At 60.0% G+C, this 19,852-nt stretch carries 13 protein-coding genes; 12 read left to right on the forward strand and 1 reads right to left on the reverse strand.

Annotated elements, in window-relative coordinates; genetic code table 11:
* Window positions 1-10 precede the first annotated feature (10 nt).
* The gene (locus AB4P91_RS18260) at window positions 11-283 is read right to left on the reverse strand and encodes a DUF1652 domain-containing protein (RefSeq protein WP_042559264.1); all 273 of its coding nucleotides are present in this window, start codon (window positions 281-283) and stop codon (window positions 11-13) included.
* A gap of 264 nt (window positions 284-547) precedes the next feature.
* On the opposite strand from AB4P91_RS18260, the gene AB4P91_RS18265 reads away from it, so the two are divergent.
* The 12 genes from AB4P91_RS18265 to AB4P91_RS18320 all read left to right on the forward strand — a co-directional run bounded on the left by AB4P91_RS18265 (window position 548) and on the right by AB4P91_RS18320 (window position 19,846).
* On the forward strand, window positions 548-1,363 hold the full coding sequence (locus AB4P91_RS18265) for an AraC family transcriptional regulator (protein ID WP_150592569.1): 816 nt from the start codon (window positions 548-550) through the stop codon (window positions 1,361-1,363).
* A gap of 52 nt (window positions 1,364-1,415) precedes the next feature.
* Window positions 1,416-2,822: an NAD(P)/FAD-dependent oxidoreductase gene (locus AB4P91_RS18270; RefSeq protein WP_395603361.1), complete on the forward strand. Its 1,407-nt coding sequence runs from the start codon at window positions 1,416-1,418 to the stop codon at window positions 2,820-2,822.
* 30 nt (window positions 2,823-2,852) lie between these two features.
* On the forward strand, window positions 2,853-3,197 hold the full coding sequence (locus AB4P91_RS18275) for a cupin domain-containing protein (RefSeq protein ID WP_115148108.1): 345 nt from the start codon (window positions 2,853-2,855) through the stop codon (window positions 3,195-3,197).
* A 50-nt stretch (window positions 3,198-3,247) separates the two neighbouring features.
* The gene (locus AB4P91_RS18280) at window positions 3,248-4,333 is read left to right on the forward strand and encodes a polyamine ABC transporter substrate-binding protein (RefSeq protein ID WP_150591910.1); all 1,086 of its coding nucleotides are present in this window, start codon (window positions 3,248-3,250) and stop codon (window positions 4,331-4,333) included.
* A gap of 467 nt (window positions 4,334-4,800) precedes the next feature.
* Window positions 4,801-6,267 (forward strand): serralysin family metalloprotease, encoded by a 1,467-nt coding sequence (locus AB4P91_RS18285; RefSeq protein WP_150596423.1) that lies wholly within the window; start codon window positions 4,801-4,803, stop codon window positions 6,265-6,267.
* A gap of 93 nt (window positions 6,268-6,360) precedes the next feature.
* Window positions 6,361-6,789, forward strand: coding sequence for an AprI/Inh family metalloprotease inhibitor (locus tag AB4P91_RS18290; RefSeq protein ID WP_395603362.1), 429 nt, complete (start codon window positions 6,361-6,363; stop codon window positions 6,787-6,789).
* Between the two features lie 205 nt (window positions 6,790-6,994).
* Window positions 6,995-8,773: a type I secretion system permease/ATPase gene (locus AB4P91_RS18295; RefSeq protein ID WP_395603363.1), complete on the forward strand. Its 1,779-nt coding sequence runs from the start codon at window positions 6,995-6,997 to the stop codon at window positions 8,771-8,773.
* Window positions 8,770-10,119 (forward strand): HlyD family type I secretion periplasmic adaptor subunit, encoded by a 1,350-nt coding sequence (locus AB4P91_RS18300; protein ID WP_150591907.1) that lies wholly within the window; start codon window positions 8,770-8,772, stop codon window positions 10,117-10,119. Before AB4P91_RS18295 ends, AB4P91_RS18300 begins: the two co-directional genes overlap by 4 nt.
* A gap of 2 nt (window positions 10,120-10,121) precedes the next feature.
* Window positions 10,122-11,483, forward strand: a complete 1,362-nt coding sequence (locus tag AB4P91_RS18305) for a TolC family outer membrane protein (RefSeq protein ID WP_150591906.1) — start codon at window positions 10,122-10,124, stop codon at window positions 11,481-11,483.
* Window positions 11,484-12,017: 534 nt separating this feature from the next.
* Window positions 12,018-14,969: an autotransporter domain-containing protein gene (locus AB4P91_RS18310; protein ID WP_395603364.1), complete on the forward strand. Its 2,952-nt coding sequence runs from the start codon at window positions 12,018-12,020 to the stop codon at window positions 14,967-14,969.
* A 76-nt stretch (window positions 14,970-15,045) separates the two neighbouring features.
* Complete coding sequence (locus tag AB4P91_RS18315) at window positions 15,046-18,132, forward strand: autotransporter domain-containing protein (RefSeq protein ID WP_395603365.1); 3,087 nt, start codon at window positions 15,046-15,048, stop codon at window positions 18,130-18,132.
* 25 nt (window positions 18,133-18,157) lie between these two features.
* Window positions 18,158-19,846: a polyurethanase gene (locus tag AB4P91_RS18320; RefSeq protein ID WP_395603366.1), complete on the forward strand. Its 1,689-nt coding sequence runs from the start codon at window positions 18,158-18,160 to the stop codon at window positions 19,844-19,846.
* Window positions 19,847-19,852 lie beyond the last annotated feature (6 nt).

A 19,852-nucleotide genomic window follows, 5' to 3' on the forward strand; every position in this document is an offset into this window, starting at 1 on the left:
AATCAGAAGGTTATGCGTAATTCCTGAGAGACTCTGGAGGTATGAAAGCGTCCAGCTCATCCTCCACAGCCTCGATAATTCGCTCGACGTCTGCCGCGTTCATCACCGTTGCGCACGGGATGCCAGCGATAGCGATCATCGTTTCACCACTGGCTCGATCGAACAATCGGGCAATCATGCTGCCCGGCGCATCCATCGTTGCCTCGAAACCCATGGGATGAAAATGCCAGCGCATCAGCTGGCAGGCGTTGGGAAACGTGACTTTGCTAGACCCATTATTCATGTGTTGCCCGCCTTCTTCATCGAGCGCTTCCTTTAGCTCATGTTAGGTGGGAAGAGCCTTCATTGGCTCAACCAGTGACTGACATTAAAAGTAGCATCTCAATGTGAAATTCCTGTGAGAATTTTCAGTTCATTTTGCGATTGATTCGTTTTTTTTGATGTAGGTCACGGCCTACGCGATCATCGCCAAAATGCCACTACCGATTAGTCATTGATGCCTGTGCCTAACTTGGGCAAGCTCGGTTCTTTTTTCGCCGAGTTCTTTATGCACGCCGACGACGACGGCCCCGCACAAACCCAAGCCACGACCGCCACGGTCATGCGCTATCACTTGAGCTGGAAACACCGCGACCTGGACAGCGTCATGGCGCTGTATCACCCGGACATTCAGTACAGCGATTTTTTCCAGAACCGCGTGCTCGGCCTCGACGAGTTGCGCGAATACGTGCGTGTGAGCATGCCGCGCGAATCTGACGAAGCCCTTGAGCATTGCGACCGTATTCGCGTTGATGGCAATACTGCGTTCATTCAGTACGAAGTGACTCTGCGCGGTGGCGAGGGACTCGTGTCGTTCCGCTCCAGCGAGGCGATCACGGTCAAGGACGGGCTGATCTGGCGTGTCAATGAATACGCTTCGTTGGTGCGTGCACAGGTTGGCAATACGACGGCGCAGAGCCAGCGCCCGGCGGTCAGTCGCCTGGGCCTGTCGCCGCGTCAATTGAGTTTTATGGCCGACGATCTGCAGCAATACTTCGAACGCCAGCAACCGTACCTGGATCCAGAGCTCGACCTGCAACGGGTCGCGAAGGAGTGCGGGTACAGCCGCAATCAGATTTCCTACCTGCTTAATCAGGTGCTTGGGCAAAGTTTCTATCGCTACGTCAACCACGCGCGACTGCAACATCTGCTCAAGTCACTGGACGATGCCGTGCCGCCAGTGCGCATCGATGAGTTGGCGTTCGCCGCGGGTTTCAATTCGTTGTCGGCGTTTTATAGCTGTTTCCGGCAACACACCGGTGTGTCGCCCAAGGCTTACGTTAAACAAATTTCTTTGCGGACACGCGCGCAAGACATTCCCTGAGGTCGCGCACTAGGATCAACGCCATCGAAGGTTTTCAGTGGCGGAGTCTTGCATGCCGGCGTGGCGCACTATCAGTTTGTGGATGGATCAACTCGACGAGCCGCTGATCGCGCGGCCCGAGCTTGAGCGGGATCTGGACGTCGACGTCGCGATTATCGGCGCCGGTTACACGGGGCTGTGGACGGCGTACTACCTGAAGCAGCACGCACCGGGCCTGGACATCGCGATTATCGAGGCGCAAACCGCCGGGTTTGGCGCATCCGGGCGCAACGGCGGCTGGCTGATGGGAAATCTGCTGGGGGAGGAGCGTTTGCTCGCCGGTCTGTCCCCCGAGCAGCGTCGCGCGTCGTTTGATCTGCTGCACAGCATCCCCGACGAAGTCGAAGTCGTCCTCGAACGTGAAGGGATCGACTGCGATTACCGCAAGGGCGGCGTGCTGTACTGCGCGGCGCGCTACCCGGAGCAGGAAGCGACGCTGCGCGACTACCTGGCCAAACTCCACGCCCAGGGCCTGACCGACGACAATTACCGCTGGCTCAGCCCTGAGCAACTGGCGCAGCAGATTCGTGTCGCCAAACCTTACGGTGGCATCTACGCCCCGCATGTCGCGACCATTCACCCGGCCAAACTGGTGCGCAGCCTGGCGCGCACCGTGCAAGGCATGGGCGTGAAGATTTACGAGAACAGTCCCGTTACGCATTGGCAGTCGGGCAGTTTGCGCACAGCCAAAGCCAGTGTGCGCAGTCGCTGGACCGTGCCGGCGGTGGAAGGTTATTCGGTGACATTGCCACCGCTGGGTCGCTACCAATTGCCGGTGCAAAGCATGATCGTCGCCACTGAACCGCTGTCCGCCGCTACGTGGGACGAGATCGGCCTCAGTCGCGGTCAGGCGTTCAGCGAATTCAGTCGCCAGGTCACCTATGGCCAGCGCAGTGCCGACAACCGTCTGATTTTCGGCGCCCGCGGTGGTTATCAATTCGCCGGCAAGCTGCGCCACAACTTTGACCTGACCCGCGATGAAGTCGAGCTGCGTCGTTATCTGTTCGGAGAGCTGTTCCCGCAACTGAAAAATGTCCAGATCACCCACGCCTGGGGCGGCAACCTCGGCATGTCCCGCCACTTCAAGCCGCACATGCTGTGCGATCGGGCCAACGGCATTGCGTTGGCCGGTGGTTATGGCGGGGAGGGCGTCGGTGCCAGCAACCTCGGCGGCCGCACTCTGGCCGATCTGATCCTTGAGCGCGACAGCGAACTGGTTCACCAGCCGTGGGTGCTGCCGGATGGCGGGATTCATGCGCTGCGGGCCTGGGAGCCGGAGCCGTGCCGCTGGCTTGGCTACAACGCGATCATCAAAAGCTTCGTCCACGAAGACCAGACCCTCGCCAACCCGGCGACGGCGCCATGGCGGCGCAAACTCGCCAGCCAGGTGGCCGGGTTCATGGAAGGTTTCATGCACTGACAGATGTTTATTCACAAGACAGGTAACGCCATGAGCATCACCCAGTTCAAAAACACCGCCACGTTACAACTCGATGAATCCAACCCGGTCGCTGTGCCGCTTGGCGAGCCGATAGCCATTGCCTCAACCACCAGCGTCGAGCGCGACGATGGTGTCGAAACCGGCGTTTGGGAGTGCACCCCCGGCCGTTGGCGCCGGCAGATCACCGCGCAGGAGTTCTGCCATTTCATTTCCGGGCGTTGCACGTTCACCCCGGACGACGGTGGCGAAACCCTGCACATACAAGGTGGCGACGCATTGATGTTGCCGGCCAACACGCTCGGTATCTGGGATATCCAGGAAACCGTGCGCAAGACCTACGTGCTGATTTTCTGATTGCTTGAGATTGCCTGCCAAACAACAATAGCCTCTACAGGAATCGACCCATGATCCGGAAAACCCTCACTCTGGCGCCGCTGTTGCTGGTTGCCTCCATCAGTCACGCCGCCGAGACGGTCAAGGTTTACAACTGGTCCAGCTACATCGCGCCGGATACCACGAAAAACTTCCAGAAAGAGACCGGCATTGACGTCATTTATGACGTCTACGACAGCAACGAAACCCTCGATGGCAAATTGATGACCGGCAACTCCGGTTACGACGTGGTGTTTCCGTCCAACCACTTCATGGCCCGACAGATTCAAGGCGGCGCGTTGAAGAAGCTCGACAAGAGCCAGTTGCCGAACTGGAAAAACCTCAATCCGGTGTTGCTCAAGGCCCTGCAGACCAACGATCCGGGCAACGAGCACGGCTTTCCGTATCTGTGGGGCAGCACCGGCATCGGTTACAACGTTGCCAAGATCAAAGCGGTGTTGGGTGACGACGCACCGGTCGATTCCTGGGACCTGATCTTCAAGCCCGAGTACATGGAAAAACTGCAGAAGTGCGGCGTCGCGATTCTCGACAACGGCCCGGAATTGCTCCCGGCGGCCCTCAATTACCTGGGCTTGCCGCATCACAGCAAGAACCCCGAGGACTACAAGAAAGCCGAAGCGCTGCTGATGAAAGTGCGGCCGTACGTCAGCTATTTCCATTCCTCGAAGTACACCAGCGACCTGGCCAACGGTGATATTTGCGTGGCGGTTGGTTTCTCCGGCGACATCCTGCAAGCCGAGAGCCGCGCCAAAGAGGCGAAGAACGGCATCGAGATCGGCTATTCGGTTCCCAAGGAAGGTTCGCCCATCTGGTTCGACATGGTCTCGATGCCCAAAGACGCACCGGACGAGAAGGCCGGCTACGCCTTCATGAACTACCTGTTGCGCCCGGACGTGATGGCTGACATCAGCAACTCGGTGCACTACGCCAACGGCAATGAGCAGGCCGACAGCCTGATCGACCCGGCAATCAAGAACGACACCAAGGTGTATCCGACCCCGGAGATGTTGGGCAGGTTGTTCGCGCTGGAGGCCATGCCGATGAACATCGACCGGATTCGTACTCGGATCTGGAACAAGATTCGAACCGGTAGCTAAGGCACTTTCTTACACACAACCCCTGTGGGAGCGAGCTTGCTCGCGAAAGCGTCCTTTCAGACAGTAATGGGCTGAATGATCCGGCGCCTTCGCGAGCAAGCTCGCTCCCACAGGGATTTCTGCGGATATAAGTTGGGTGATATCAATGCACTGGCACTTGCACTAATACAAGGAAAAAGTGAGACGCCTTCGACAAAAAACAACTTAGCCTTATTTAATAATTAAATAGAAAATCGTCAGACAATTAGGCTGAAACCAGCCATCTGAAACATTCTTTCGACCGCACATGCTTTGTTTACGGGAGCTTCCCGGAATAGCTCGATTTGAATTCAAAAAAATGCTTTACGTCAGATTTCAAATTGTGTCAGTTTTCTTTCGCCATCATTGGGCGAGTGATAGGACGATCTCGCCAGAGATTGTCGCTATCGGACAAAAACTGTTCCATTGCTTAACAAGGAAGTGTGTTTATGTCGAAAGTTAAAAAGAACGCTATTGATACCGCCGAACAGGCTTTCCAACCTGTAGGGGCTGTGCAGTCACTCGCAGCATCCAGCTCTGCCTGGAATCAGATCAATAGTTTCAGCCATCAATACGATCGCGGCGGCAACCTCACGGTCAACGGCAAACCCTCCTTCTCCGTCGACCAGGCCGCCACCCAGTTGCTGCGCGACGGCGCTGCCTACCAGGACAAGGACGGCAGCGGCAAGATCGAACTCACCTACACGTTCCTGACTTCGGCTTCATCGAGCACGATGAACAAGCACGGGATCTCCGGGTTCAGTCAGTTCAGTGCACAACAACAAAACCAGGCCAAGCTCGCCATGCAATCCTGGGCCGATGTGGCCAATGTCACCTTCACCGAAAAAGCGACGGGTGGTGACGGTCACATGACCTTCGGTAACTACAGCGGTGGCCAGGATGGCGCTGCAGCGTTCGCTTATCTGCCAGGCACCGGCGCCGGTTACGACGGCACTTCGTGGTACCTGATCAACAGTGGCTACACGCAAAACAAGAATCCGGATCTGAACAACTACGGTCGTCAGACCCTGACTCACGAGATCGGTCATAGCCTCGGTCTGGCCCACCCTGGCGACTACAACGCCGGTAATGGCAACCCGACCTATAACGATGCTTCCTACGGGCAAGACACCCGCGGCTACAGCATCATGAGTTACTGGAGCGAGAGCAACACCAGCCAGAACTTCAGCAAGGGTGGCGTGGAAGCCTATGCCTCCGGCCCGCTGATGGATGACATCGCAGCGATCCAGAAACTCTACGGCGCCAACACCACCACGCGTACCGGTGACACCACCTACGGTTTCAACTCCAACACCGGTCGTGATTTCCTCAGCGCTTCGTCGTCGAGTGACAAAGTGGTGTTCTCGGTCTGGGATGCGGGCGGCAAAGATACGCTGGACTTCTCGGGGTTCACCCAAAACCAGAAGATCAACCTCAATAGTGCCTCGTTCTCCGACGTTGGCGGTATGGTTGGCAACGTGTCCATCGCCAAGGGCGCGATCATCGAGAACGCCATCGGCGGTTCGGGCAGCGACCTGCTGATTGGCAACAGTGTGGCCAACGAGCTCAAGGGCGGTGCCGGCAACGACATCCTCTACGGGGCTGGCGGTGCCGACAAGCTGTGGGGTGGCGCGGGTTCGGACACGTTTGTGTTCGCGGCCAGTTCGGATTCCAAACCGGGTGCGATCGATCAGATCCTCGATTTCGTCAGTGGTCTGGACAAAATCGACCTGACCGGCATCACCAAGGGCGCGGGCCTGCATTTCGTCAGCGCCTTCACCGGTGCGGCGGGCGATGCGGTATTGACCTCGTCGGGCGGTAACAGCCTGCTCTCGGTGGACTTCTCCGGGTTCGGCGCGGCCGACTTCCAGGTCAGCACCGTTGGCCAGGCGGCCATCAGCGACATCGTGGCTTGATGTGAAACAAGAGGGCGGCGCGTGATGCGCCGCTTTCTTCGCTTGCATCGTCTTGCCCTGTAGGCAAGGCTACGCACCGGGGTGAAATTTCCTATGAGTCGAAACGTTTTTACCTACATGACGGTGGCGTGGCTGATGGCGACGCTGATGATGATTTCAGGAGCAACAAGCATGGCAAGCAGCCTCAGGCTCGAAGAACCCTCGGTATTTGCCGGGCAGTGGCAAGCGACGCTGAGCGCCCGCGATGACAGCGCTGAAGCGCAAAAACTGCAGGACAAACCGTCGAATACCTGCGCCGTCGACTTGCAATCCAACCAGACGATTGGTAAAGGCGCCGACTGCCTGGGGGCATGGCTCGAAGAGGCACCGATTGGCTGGTTTCCCGAACCGGACGGTATTTCGATCACGGGCAAGGAGGGTTCAAGAATCCAGTTTTTTAGCCGACAACGTGACGGGCTTTATCTGGCGACTTTGAAGTCAGGATTGAAAATTACCCTGGAGCGCGTAGCGCAACAGTCGTAAAGATCTATTGAAAGACAAAGTGTTGATATAAGGCGTCACTGTCAGGTTATAAGCGGTATGTTGAATGACAACTGCACTGTATTAAATAGCGTTAGTTGTTATGAATTTGTAAGCGCACCGCTTGAAATATGTTCCCGCGTTGCGCGGATAATCAATTTGAAGTCTCGCCGAAAGACTGGCGAGAGTTAGACCTCAGGAATAATCAATGAAGATGGCGAAGGCCCCAGCCACCGCTCCCTTGTTCAAGGCATTGGGTGACTATAAAAGCATCCTGATCAGCGTCGGTTGCTTTACGGCACTGATTAACGTGCTGATGCTGGTGCCCTCCATTTATATGCTTCAGGTCTATGACCGGGTGCTGTCTTCACAGAACGAAACCACCCTGGCGATGCTGTCCCTGATGGTTGTCGGCTTCTTTGTCTTTATCGGCCTGCTGGAAGTGGTGCGCAGTTTCATCGTGATCCGTATCGGCAGCCAACTGGAGCGCCGCTTCAACCTGCGGGTGTACCAGGCGGCGTTCGAACGCAACCTGTTCAAGGGCGAGGGCAATGCCGGGCAGTCGCTGGGCGACTTGACCCACATTCGTCAATTCGTCACTGGCCCGGCGCTGTTCGCTTTTTTCGATGCGCCGTGGTTTCCGGTGTATCTGTTCGTGATTTACCTGTTCAACGTCTGGCTCGGCGTACTGGCCACCGCCGGTGCGCTGTTGCTGATCGCCTTGGCGTGCCTCAACGAATACATGACCAAAAAGCCGCTGGGCGAAGCCGCCGGTTTCTCGCAGCAATCCAGCCAGTTGGCCACCAGCCACCTGCACAACGCCGAAACCATTCAGGCGATGGGCATGCTCGGTTCCTTGCGTAAACGCTGGTTCCATGTGCATTCGCGCTTTCTTGGTTTGCAGAATCAGGCCAGCGACACCGGCGCGGTGATCAGCTCTCTGAGCAAAACCCTGCGTCTGTGCCTGCAATCGCTGGTGCTGGGGCTCGGCGCGTTACTGGTGATCAAAGGTGACATGACGGCCGGCATGATGATCGCCGGCTCCATTCTGATGGGCCGCGTACTCAGTCCGATCGACCAGTTGATCGCCGTCTGGAAGCAGTGGAGCGGGGCGAAGCTGGCTTACCGTCGTCTCGATGCGTTGCTGCAAGCCTTCCCGCCAAGTGATGACGCGATGGCCCTGCCAGCGCCGAAAGGCCAGATCACCTTCGAGCAAGTCAGTGCCGGCCCACCGGGGCAACGCGCTGCGACCTTGCACATGGTCAATTTCAATCTGGGCGCAGGTGAAGTGCTGGGTGTGCTCGGCGCGTCCGGTTCCGGCAAATCGACCCTGGCCCGAGTGCTGGTCGGTGTCTGGCCGACCCTCGGTGGCACGGTGCGACTGGACGGTGCGGACATCCATCGCTGGAATCGCGATCAACTCGGCCCTTACATCGGCTACCTGCCGCAAGACATCGAACTGTTCAGCGGCAGCATCGCGGAAAACATTGCGCGCTTCAGCGAGGCTGATGCGCAGAAAGTCGTGGCAGCCGCGCAGCAGGCTGGCGTCCACGAAATGATCCTGCGCCTGCCGCAAGGTTACGACACGCAATTGGGTGAGGACGGCAGTGGTTTGTCTGGCGGCCAGAAACAGCGCGTGGCCTTGGCCCGCGCCATGTACGGGACACCAAGCCTGGTGGTGCTGGATGAGCCCAACTCCAACCTCGACACCGTGGGCGAAGCGGCGTTGGCCAGCGCGATTGCGCAACTCAAGGCCCAGGGCACCACAGTGGTGCTGGTGACACACCGCTCTTCGGTGCTGGTTCAGGCTGACAAACTGCTGGTGCTCAACGAAGGTCGTCTGCAGGCCTTCGGCCCGAGTCAGGACGTGCTCAAGGCGCTGTCCGGCGCTGCCAATGAACAACCACGCGAGAAACCTGCACAAGCACCGGGCGGGCTCAGCATGAGCCGGCAGTATCAGCCCACGACAAGGAATTCGGGTGTATGAGCAGCGCAAACATGAACACTGAAAACGAAGCGAGCATGGAGCACGCGTACATCGCTGAACGTCCGGAACGTGACGCGAAATTCTTCGCACGCATGGGCTGGATTCTGGCGATTGTCGGCGCGGGCAGCTTCTTCACCTGGGCGGCATTGGCGCCGCTGGATCAAGGCATTCCGGTGCAAGGCACGGTGGTCGTGTCGGGTAAACGCAAAGCCGTGCAGTCGATGAGCAGCGGGGTGGTCAGCCGGATTCTGGTACGCGAAGGCGAGATCGTTAAGCAGGGCCAGCCACTGTTCCGCCTCGACCAGACGCAAGTCGCTGCCGATGTGCAATCGTTGCAGGCGCAATACCGCATGGCATGGGCGAGTCTGGCGCGTTGGCAGGCCGAGCGCGACAACCTCAAGCAAGTGACCTTTCCCGCTGAGTTGAGCAATGACCCGGACCCGCGCCTGGCGTTGGTGCTGGAAGGTCAGCGCCAGTTGTTCAGCAGCCGCCGCGAAGCGTTCTATCGCGAGCAGGCCGGCTTGCGCGCCAGCATCGAAGGCGCCACCGCACAACTGGCCGGCATGCGCCGCGCGCGCACCGACCTCAATGCCCAGGCCGACTCGCTGCAACAACAGTTGAGCAACCTGCAACCGCTGGCCGACAACGGCTACATCCCGCGCAACCGCTTGATGGAATATCAGCGCCAACTCTCGCAGGTCCAGCAGCAACTGGCGGAAAACACCGGTGAAAGCGGGCGTGTCGAGCAGGGCATTCTTGAGTCGCGCCTGAAACTGCAGCAGCACAGCGAGGAATATCAGAAGGAAGTCCGTACGCAACTGGCCGAGGCGCAGCTCAAAAGCGTCACGCTGTCGGAGCAACTGACCTCCGCCGGTTTCGACCTGCAACACAGCGAGATTGTCGCCACCGCCGATGGCGTGGCGGTCAATCTAGGCGTTCACACCGAGGGCGCCGTGGTGCGTCAGGGCGAAACCCTGCTGGAGATCGTTCCGCAAGGCACCACCCTAGAAGTGGAAGGGCACCTGCCGATCAATCTGATCGACAAGGTCGGGCCGCATCTGCCGGTGGATATCCTGTTTACCGCGTTCAACCAGAGCAAAACCCCGCGTGTGCCGGGTGAAGTCAGCCTGATTTCCGCCGACCAGATGGTCGATGAAAAAACCGGCGTGCCGTACTACGTGTTGCGCAGCAGCGTCAGCGATCAGGCCATGGAAAAACTTCACGGCCTGGTGATCAAACCGGGCATGCCGGCAGAAATGTTTGTGCGCACCGGGGAGCGTTCGCTCCTCAACTACCTGTTCAAACCGCTGCTCGACCGGGCCAACTCTGCGTTGACCGAAGAATAAGGATGTTCAGCTGTATGAATAAGATTTGCATGCTCGCGGCTGCACTGACGCTGTTCGCGAGTCACTCAGTCGTAGCGGCCATGGGGCCGTTTGAGATCTACGAACAGGCGTTGCGCAATGACCCGGTGTTCCTCGGCGCGATCAAGGAGCGAGATGCAGGCCTGGAAAATCGCGCCATTGGCCGTGCCGGGCTGCTGCCGCGTATCGGTTACACCTACAACAAGGGCCGCAACTCGTCGAAGGCCACGTCCCTTGATGAGCGGGCGCGCAATAAAACCGATGACCGCAATTACAGCAGTTACGGCTCGGCCCTGACCCTGCAACAACCTTTGCTCGATTACGAAGCCTATGCGGCGTATCGCAAGGGCGTGGCGCAGTCGCTGTTTGCCGACGAAAGCTTTCGCGGCAAGAGCCAGGAATTGCTGGTGCGCGTGCTGGATAACTACACCAAAGCCTTGTTTGCCCAAGACCAGATCGATATTGCGCAGGCGAAGAAGAAGGCTTACGAGCAGCAGTTCCAGCAAAACGAACACATGTTCAAGCAGGGTGAAGGCACGCGCACCGACATTCTTGAAGCCGAGTCGCGTTATGAGCTGGCGACCGCCGAGGAGATCGAGGCACGCAACGAACAGGACGCGGCGCTGCGCGAACTGGGCGCACTGGTCGGCGTGCCGGCCGTGGATATCGGTGATCTGGCGCCGCTGGATCAGAACTTCCAGACCTTCGTACTGCAGCCAGCCAATTTCGATACCTGGCATGAAATGGCGGTCAGTAATAACCCGAACCTGGCCTCGCAACGCCAGGCTGTGGAAGTGGCGCGCTACGAGGTCGAACGCAACCGCGCCGGGCACTTGCCGAAAATCAATGCGTACGCCTCGATGCGCCAGAATGAATCGGAAAGCGGCAACACCTACAACCAGCGTTACGAAACCAACACGATTGGTCTCGAAGTGAGCGTGCCGTTGTACGCAGGTGGCGGCGTGTCGGCCTCCACCCGTCAGGCCAGCCGCACCATGGAACAGGCCGAGTACGAACTGGACGGCAAGACCCGCGAGACACTGATCGAACTGCGTCGCCAGTTCAGCGCCTGCCTGTCGGGGGTGAATAAATTGCGCGCCTATCAAAAGGCGCTGAGTTCGGCGGAAGCGTTGGTGGTGTCGACCAAGCAAAGCATCCTCGGCGGTGAACGCACCAACCTCGACGCGTTGAACGCCGAGCAGCAACTGTTCACCACCCGCCGCGATCTGGCGCAGGCGCGGTATGACTATTTGATGGCGTGGACCAAATTGCATTACTACGCCGGCACGTTGAACGAGCAGGATCTGGCGCGGGTGGATGAGGCGTTTGGTGTGGCCCGACGTTGATGTGCATGACGTGAGAGCGGCCCCTCACCCTAACCCTCTCCCGCAGGGAGAGGGGACTGATCGGGGGATGCTTCAGAGGTACACCGACGTGAACGCGCTGTGCTGAATCCATAATCGACTGTTTTTCTCAGGTCGATGTAAAACGCAAGACACCTCGGTCAGCCCCCTCTCCCTCGGGGAGAGGGCTGGGGTGAGGGCAACGATTTTGGATGCCCAGGAAATACCAAATTTGAACGCGCTGTGCTGAATCCATAATCGACTGGTTTTTACAGGTCGATATAAAACGCAAGACACCTCGGTCAACCCCCTCTCCCTCGGGGAGAGGGCTGGGGTGAGGGCAACGATTTTGGATGCTCAGGAAATACCAAATTGAACGCGCTGTGCTGAATCCATAATCGACTGGTTTTTACAGGTCGATGTAAAACGCAAGACACCTCGGTCAGCCCCCTCTCCCTCTGGGAGAGGGCTGGGGTGAGGGGAGGCGGGCAACACCGCAAATAAACCTGCATACAACAATAAAAGTGAGTAGTGAACATGGACGTACGCATCAAGCCAATTTCGGTCGGCACGCTGTTGCTCGCAGTTTCTATTTCCCAGGCCCACGCCCAATACGTGGAGGCCGGCAAACCCGGTGATCCCGCCAGTTGGCGCAGCGCCGAGTTTTTGCGCGATTGGGGCCTTGCGCGCATGCAAGCCGATCAAGCCTACGCTGCCGGCATTACCGGCAAAGGCGTGAAGATCGGCGCGCTCGATTCCGGTTTCGACGCCGCCCATCCCGAATTCGCCACTGAGCGTTACCACCCGGTGCTGGCCAACGGCAGCTATGTCGACGGCGCGCCGTTCAACGTCGACGGCGCCCTCAACCCCAACAACGATTCCCACGGCACCCATGTGGTCGGCACCATGGGCGCCTCGCGGGACGGCACCGGCATGCACGGTGTGGCGTACAACGCACAAATCTACGTCGGCAACACCAACAAGAACGACAGTTTCCTGTTCGGCCCGAATCCCGATCCGCGTTATTTCAAAGCGGTATACGACTCCCTGGCCGATGCCGGCGTGCGCGCCATCAACAACAGTTGGGGCAGTCAGCCGCCGGATGTCAGCTACCGGACCCTGGCTGATCTGCACGCCGCCTACGCTCAGCATTGGAACAAAGGCACTTGGCTCGACGCCGCTGCCGACGTTTCGCGACGCGGGGTGATCAACGTGTTCAGCGCCGGCAACAGCGGTTATCCGAATGCCAGCGTGCGTTCGGCGCTGCCGTACTTTCAGCCGGATCTCGAAGGTCACTGGCTGGCGGTCTCCGGTCTCGATCAGAGCAATCAGCAGAAGTACAACCAGTGCGGCATCGCCAAATACTGGTGCATCACCACGCCGGGCGCGAAGATCGACAGCACCATTCCCGGTGGTGGTTACGCGATCAAGTCCGGAACGTCGATGTCAGCACCGCACGCCACCGGCGCCTTGGCGCTGGTGATGGAACGCTACCCGTACATGAACAACCAGCAGGCGCTCGAAGTGCTGCTGACCACCGCCACACAGCTCGATGGTTCGGTGACGGATGCGCCGACCGAGCGGCTCGGCTGGGGCGTGGCCAACCTGGACCGGGCGATGCGCGGCCCCGGACAGTTACTCGGGGCGTTCGACGCCAATCTGGCGGCCGGGCAGAGCGATGTCTGGAGTAACGACATCTCCGACAAGGCGCTGATTCAGCGTCAGGGCGAAGACCTCGCTGAACACCGTGCCTGGCAGCAAACCCTGCAAGACAAGGGTTGGCAGAACGGCGTGGCGCCGGGTGCCAGCCCGCAGGATCAGACCGACTACGCGGTGGGCATGGCCCGTGATGCCGCCGCCGCGGCGCGGGTTTATCAGGGCAGCCTGATCAAGTCCGGAGACGGACGCCTGTTTCTCACCGGGGACAATACCTATCGCGGCCCGACCACCGTCAATGGCGGCCTGCTGAGCGTCAATGGTTCGCTGGCTTCGGCAGTGAACGTCAACGATGGCGGCACCCTTGGCGGCTCCGGGCGAATCGGCTCGCTGATCGCCAACAGCGGCGGCCGCGTAGCGCCGGGCAACTCCATCGGCACGCTGAATGTGGCGAGTGACGTGACCTTCGCGCCAGGTTCGACCTACGCGGTGGAACTGTCACCGACCCGCAGCGACCAGATTGTTGCTGGCGGCACGGCCACGGTCAGCGGCGCAACCGTCAGCCTGTCACTGGAAAACAGCCCGACCCTGCTCAGTGCCTCCGAGGCGCAAAGCCTGCTCGGTCGCCAGTACAACATCCTGCAAGCGGCGGGTGGTGTTCAGGGCCAGTTCGGCGCCGTGGTGCCGAACTACTTGTTCATTGGCGGCAGCCTCGATTACGCCGCCAGCACGATCCAACTCAATATTGAACGCAACGCGACCGCGTTCTCGAGCGTCGGCCAAACCCCGAATCAGCGTTCGGTGGCCACGGCTGTCGAAGGCCTGGGCGCAGGCAATTCGGTTTACGAAAGCGTGCTGTTGTCGGCAGACACCGCGTCTGCGCAACAGGCCTTCCAGCAACTGAGCGGCGAAATCTACCCGGCCCTCGGTTCGATGCTGATCAACGACAGCCGCCAATTGCGCGATGCCGTCGGTGAGCGCCTGCACGATGCCTCCGCGACGCAAAACAACGGCTGGATCAAGGCCCTCGGCGCGTGGGGCAGCACCGATTCGAGCCATGACACGGCGGGCTACAACACGTCGATTGGCGGTCTGCTGGCCGGTGTCGACGGCGCGCTGGACGAGCAGACCCGCATCGGTCTGGTCACCGGCTACACCGACAGCTCGCTGAGCATGGGCTCGGGCACGCACTCGTCGGCCAAGGTCGACAGCTATCACCTCGGTGCTTACGCCGGGCATGAAATCGGCGCCTGGCGTCTGAGCACCGGCGCGGCTTACAGCTGGCATCGCGCCGATGTGAAACGCGATCTGCAATACGGCAACGTCAGCGCCAAACAGAAAACCAAGGTTGATGCGGCGACGACTCAGGTGTTCGGTGAGGCGGCTTATCGACTGCACCTGCAACCGCTGGCGCTGGAGCCGTTCGCCAATCTGGCTTACGTGCATCTGGACAGCGAAGGTTTCACCGAGAAGGGCGACGCTGCGGCGCTGAAAAGCTCGGGCGATCAGCGTGATGCAGTGCTGAGCACCCTCGGCGTGCGGGCGCTCAAAACATTCAATCTGTCGACTCGGCAAACACTGGATGTGAGCGGCCATCTGGGCTGGCAGCACAGCCTCACCGACATCGAATCCGAACAGCATCTGCGCTTTGCCAGCGGTGGCGCGCCTTACAGCGTCGAGAGTTCGGCGTTGGTGCGCGACGCCGCGTTGGTCGGTGTGCAGGCCAGTCTGGCGTTGAGTAAAGACGTGCGCGTGAACCTTGATTACAACGGGCAGTTGGCTAGCCGCGAGAAGAGCCATGGCGTTGGCCTGAGCCTTGACTGGCAGTTCTGACCGAGCCCCTCAAAAACAGGGGGCGCTAGCTGAACATAGACGGATTTTTCGTAACACAACTAAGGAAGGTCGCAGGATGAAAAACAATAAAACCCCCGCGCAAACGGGTGGCTGCTTTGCCCTGAAAACGCTGACTGGCGCCGTATTGTGCGCACTCGCCACCTGGGGCACGGCACACGCCGCGCCCTATGTGGAAAACGGTCGCACGGGCGATGTCGCCAGTTGGCGCAGTGCCGAATTCAAGGCTGACTGGGGCCTGGGCGCAATCGGGGCCGAGCATGCCTACGCCGCTGGTTACACCGGTAAAGGGGTAAAACTGGGGATCTTCGATCAGCCGGTGTACGCCGCGCATCCGGAGTTTTCCGGCAGTAATAAAGTCGTCACCCTGGTCACCAGCGGCATCCGCGAATACACCGACCCGTACATCCCTGTCAAAGCCGGGGATGCGTTCCGTTATGACGGTTCGCCCTCAGTCGGCTCCGACGGCAAACTCGGTGCGCACGGCACCCACGTCGGCGGCATTGCGGCGGGCAGTCGTGACGGCGGGCCGATGCATGGCGTCGCGTTCGGCGCACAAATCATCAGTGCCGACAACGGCGACCCAGGCCCTGAAGACGGCATCGTCCGCGGTAACGACGGCGCCGTGTACAAGGCTGGTTGGGATGCGCTGATCGCCAGTGGCGCGCGGATCATCAACAACAGCTGGGGCATTGGCATCACCGATCGCTTCGACCTCGGCGGCCGCGATCCGGCGTATCCCCACTTCACCGTCAACGACGCACAGGTGCAATTCAACGAAATCCGCACGCTGCTCGGCACCAAACCCGGCGGCGCCTATGACGGTGCAATTGCGGCGGCACGCAGCGGCATCGTGACGATTTTCGCCGCCGGTAACGACTACAACCTGAACAACCCGGACGCCATCGCCGGCCTCGGTTACTTCGTCCCGGACATCGCGCCGAACTGGATCACTGTCGCCGCGTTACAGCAGAATCCGGACGTGACCAGCGCCAATCCGTACATCATGAGTACGTTCTCATCGCGTTGCGGCTATACCGCGAGCTTCTGCGTTTCGGCGCCCGGCACGAAGATCTTCAGTGCGATCATCGAGGGCACCAACGCCGACAACCTGACCACCAGCTACAAAAACTACAACGGCACCTCGATGGCCGCTCCGCATGTGGCCGGCTCGATGGCCGTGCTGATGGAGCGCTTCCCGTACATGTCCGGCGATCAGGTCGCCAGCGTGTTGCGCACAACCGCGACCGACCTCGGCGCGCCGGGCATCGACGCGTTGTATGGCTGGGGCATGATCAACCTGCGCAAAGGCATTGATGGCCCCGCGATGTTCGTCACCGAGCAGGACATTCCGAGCGAGTTCCGCATCGACGGCGCTTACGGCTCCGGCCAGTTTGTCGCGGATTTGCCGGGCATCGGCGCGATCATCGATCAGGGCAAACCCACCGAGCGCGTGTGCAACGACATCACCTGTGGCCTCGATACCTGGCGCAACGACATTTCCGGCCATGGCGGCCTGACTAAGCAGGGTATCGGCACACTGGTGCTGACCGGCAACAACAGCTACAGCGGCCCGACCCTGGTCAATCAGGGCCGACTCTCTATCAACGGCTCGCTGGCCTCGGCGGTCACGGTGAATGACGGCGGCATCCTCGGCGGCAATGGCCGGATCGGCGCGTTGGCGGTGAACAGTGGCGGTACCGTGGCGCCGGGCAATTCGATCGGCACGATGAATGTCGCCGGTGACGTGACCTTCGCGTCGGGTTCGACCTACGCGGTGGAACTGTCGCCGACCCGCAGTGACCAGATCATCGCCACCGGTAAAGCCGTGATTGAAGGCGCCACTGTGACCATGGCGCTGGAAAACAGCCCGACACTGCTGACCACTGGCGAAGTGCAAAGCCTGCTCGGCACGCAGTACAACATCCTGCAAGCGGCGGGCGGTATCGAAGGACGCTTCGGCCAGGTGTTGCCGGATTACGCGTTTCTTGGCGGGACGCTCGCTTACTCGCCGAACGGCATTCAACTGGCGGTAGGGCGTAACGACGCTTCGTTCGCCAGCGTAGGTCTGACGCCGAACCAGCGCGCCGTGGGTGCCGCTGCCGAGCGCCTGGGCGCGGGCAATGCGCTGTTCGAAACCCTGCTGGTGTCACCGACTGCCGCCGTGGCGCAGCAAGCGTTCCAACAGTTGTCCGGAGAAATTCACCCGGCCATCGGCACGATGCTGATCAACGACAGCCGTTACCTGCGCGATGCTGTTGGTGAACGTCTGCGCGAGCGTGATCTGTTCGACGCCGCCGCGCCGACCGACGATCGCAGCAACGCCTGGGTCAAGGTGCTGGGCGCGTGGGGCAAGAGCGATGGCGGGCATGAAAATGCCGATTCCAACAGCTCCATCGGTGGCTTGCTGGCCGGCGTCGACGGCTTGATTGCTGAAGATACTCGCCTGGGTTTCGTTACCGGTTATAGCGACAGTTCACTGAGCATGGGCAGCGGCACGCATTCGTCGGCATCCGTCGACAGCTACCACTTGGGCGCGTACCTGGGGCATGAAATCGACGCACTGCGTCTGACCGTGGGCGGCGCCTATAGCTGGCACCGTATCGACGTGAAACGTGATCTGCAATTCGCTGATGTCAGCGGCAAGCAGAAGGTCAAACGCGATGCGAGCACCGCGCAGTTGTTCACCGAAGCGGCGTATGACCTGGGCCTGCAACCGATGAACCTGGAGCCGTTCGCCAACCTGGCTTACGTGCACCTCAACAGCGACAGCTTCACCGAGAAGGGTGACGCCGCCGCGCTGAAGGGCGGTGAAGACAATCGCGAAGCGGTGCTGTCGACCCTCGGCGTTCGTGCCAAACGCACGTTTGCCCTGTCGGACAAGCATCAGCTGGAACTGGGCGCAACCCTGGGCTGGCAGCACAACCTGAGCAGCGTCGATGCTGAAAACCATTTGGCGTTTGCCAATGGCAACAGCGCGTTCAACGTGCAGAGCGTGTCGCTGGATCGTGATGCGGCGGTGGTCGGGGTGCGCGCCGGTCTGGCGCTCAACCGCGATGTGCGGGTCAACCTGGATTACAACGGGCTGATCGGCTCGAACGAGAAGGACCACGGCGTAGGTCTGACGCTCGACTGGCAGTTCTGATTTCAAGGAAGAGAGAGCACAACACATGGGACTGTTTGATTACAGAAATGCCGATGGCAAAGCGTTGTACAGCGAGGCCATCGCTCTGACGCTGTATGCCTACACCCCGACCGGCAAGCCATTGCCGGTCGGGGGCTGGGCACCGGTGACAGCGACGGCGCTGGGCTATCAAGGCAAGGTCGGGCCGCAAGGTACGTTTTTCGGCGAGAAGGATGGCTTCACCAGCGCCGAGGCCGAAGTGCTCGGCAAGTACGACGCGGCCGGCAAACTGATCGGCATCGGCATTGCGTTTCGTGGCACCGGGGGGCTGGGTTACAGCGACACCTTCGGCGACATGAAAAACAATCTGCTGGCCGCCGTCGGGCCTTCGGACTACGCCAGTCAATACGCGAAAAATGCCTTCGACAATCTGCTCAAGGCTGTTGCGGCGTTCTCCATCGCCCATGGCATTGGCGCCAAGGACGTGTTGATCAGCGGCCACAGCCTCGGCGGGCTCGGGGTCAACAGCGTGGCTGAATTGAGCGCCGGCAACTGGGGCGGGTTCTTCCAGGACGCCAACTACATTGCCTTCGCCTCGCCGACCCAAAGCAGCACCGGCAACAACGTACTGAACATCGGGTACGAGAACGATCCGGTGTTCCGCGTGCTCGACGGCACCACGTTCAGCAGCGCATCGATGGGCAAGCACGACAAGCCGCACGATTCGACCACCGACAACCTCGTCAACTTCACCGACAACTATGCGTCGACCGCGCAGAACCTGGTGCCGTTCAGCATCGTCAATCCGATGAACTGGTCGGCCCACGGTTCCCTGGGGTATGCCGATGGGTTGAATCGAGTAATGGATTCGACGTTCTACGGCCTGACCCACAAGGACTCGACGATCATCGTCTCCAACCTTGAGGCATCGTCCCGGGGTAAAACCTGGGTCGAGGATCTGGGCCGCAGCGGCGAGGCGCACACCGGCAGCACCTTCATCATCGGCACACAGAGTAACGACTGGCTCAAGGGCGGGGCGGGTAACGACTTCCTTGAGGGCCTGGGCGGTGATGATCGTTTTCGCGATGATGGCGGCTTCAACATCCTGCTCGGCGGCCAGGGCCACAACACCTTCGAGCTGCAGAAGCCGTTGCAGAACTTCAGCTTCGCCAACGACGGTGACGGCACGCTGTATGTGCGCGATGCCTACGGCGGCATCAGCATGACCCGCGACATGGGTGCGCTGGTGAGCAAGGAGTCGGGGTCGTGGTGGGGCAGCAAGGAGATTACCTGGGGCGTTACAGCCAAGGGTTTGACCAATGGCAGCGAGCTGACCCAGTACAACCATTCCCTTAGCGGTGATGGCTACGGCAACGCGCTGCACGCCACGGCCGACGGTGACTGGTTGTTTGGCCTGGGTGGCGACGACACGCTGATCAGCGACAAGGGCCATGTGACCTTCGTCGGTGGCGGCGGTAACGATGTGATGAACGCGGTGGGTGGCAACAATACCTTCCTGTTCAGCGGCGCGTTCGGTTTCGATGCCATCAATGGCTATCAGGGCAGCGACACACTGCTGTTCATGGGTGTCGAGGGCGCAGGGCAGGGCTACGACTACAAGCAGCATGCGTCGCAGGCAGGCGGCGATACCGTGCTGAAGATTGGCGAGTTTGCCGTGACGCTGATCGGTGTGGGAGTGGCTAATCTGTCGGACGCAAGTTTCGTGTTCGCCTAGATCCAA

The sequence above is a fragment of the Pseudomonas sp. B21128 genome (assembly GCF_044218865.1).
GTDB classification, from domain to species: domain Bacteria; phylum Pseudomonadota; class Gammaproteobacteria; order Pseudomonadales; family Pseudomonadaceae; genus Aquipseudomonas; species Aquipseudomonas iridis.

Bases quoted from the DNA above. Each gene is read 5' to 3' on its own strand.
- AB4P91_RS18290 (WP_395603362.1), top strand. From the start codon at position 6,361: ATGAGTCGAAACGTTTTTACCTACATGACGGTGGCGTGGCTGATGGCG.
- AB4P91_RS18270 (WP_395603361.1), top strand. From the start codon at position 1,416: ATGCCGGCGTGGCGCACTATCAGTTTGTGGATGGATCAACTCGACGAG.
- AB4P91_RS18285 (WP_150596423.1), top strand. From the start codon at position 4,801: ATGTCGAAAGTTAAAAAGAACGCTATTGATACCGCCGAACAGGCTTTC.
- AB4P91_RS18310 (WP_395603364.1), top strand. From the start codon at position 12,018: ATGGACGTACGCATCAAGCCAATTTCGGTCGGCACGCTGTTGCTCGCA.
- AB4P91_RS18300 (WP_150591907.1), top strand. From the start codon at position 8,770: ATGAGCAGCGCAAACATGAACACTGAAAACGAAGCGAGCATGGAGCAC.
- AB4P91_RS18265 (WP_150592569.1), top strand. From the start codon at position 548: ATGCACGCCGACGACGACGGCCCCGCACAAACCCAAGCCACGACCGCC.
- AB4P91_RS18295 (WP_395603363.1), top strand. From the start codon at position 6,995: ATGAAGATGGCGAAGGCCCCAGCCACCGCTCCCTTGTTCAAGGCATTG.
- AB4P91_RS18305 (WP_150591906.1), top strand. From the start codon at position 10,122: ATGTTCAGCTGTATGAATAAGATTTGCATGCTCGCGGCTGCACTGACG.
- AB4P91_RS18275 (WP_115148108.1), top strand. From the start codon at position 2,853: ATGAGCATCACCCAGTTCAAAAACACCGCCACGTTACAACTCGATGAA.
- AB4P91_RS18315 (WP_395603365.1), top strand. From the start codon at position 15,046: ATGAAAAACAATAAAACCCCCGCGCAAACGGGTGGCTGCTTTGCCCTG.
- AB4P91_RS18280 (WP_150591910.1), top strand. From the start codon at position 3,248: ATGATCCGGAAAACCCTCACTCTGGCGCCGCTGTTGCTGGTTGCCTCC.
- AB4P91_RS18260 (WP_042559264.1), bottom strand. From the start codon at position 283: ATGAATAATGGGTCTAGCAAAGTCACGTTTCCCAACGCCTGCCAGCTG.
- AB4P91_RS18320 (WP_395603366.1), top strand. From the start codon at position 18,158: ATGGGACTGTTTGATTACAGAAATGCCGATGGCAAAGCGTTGTACAGC.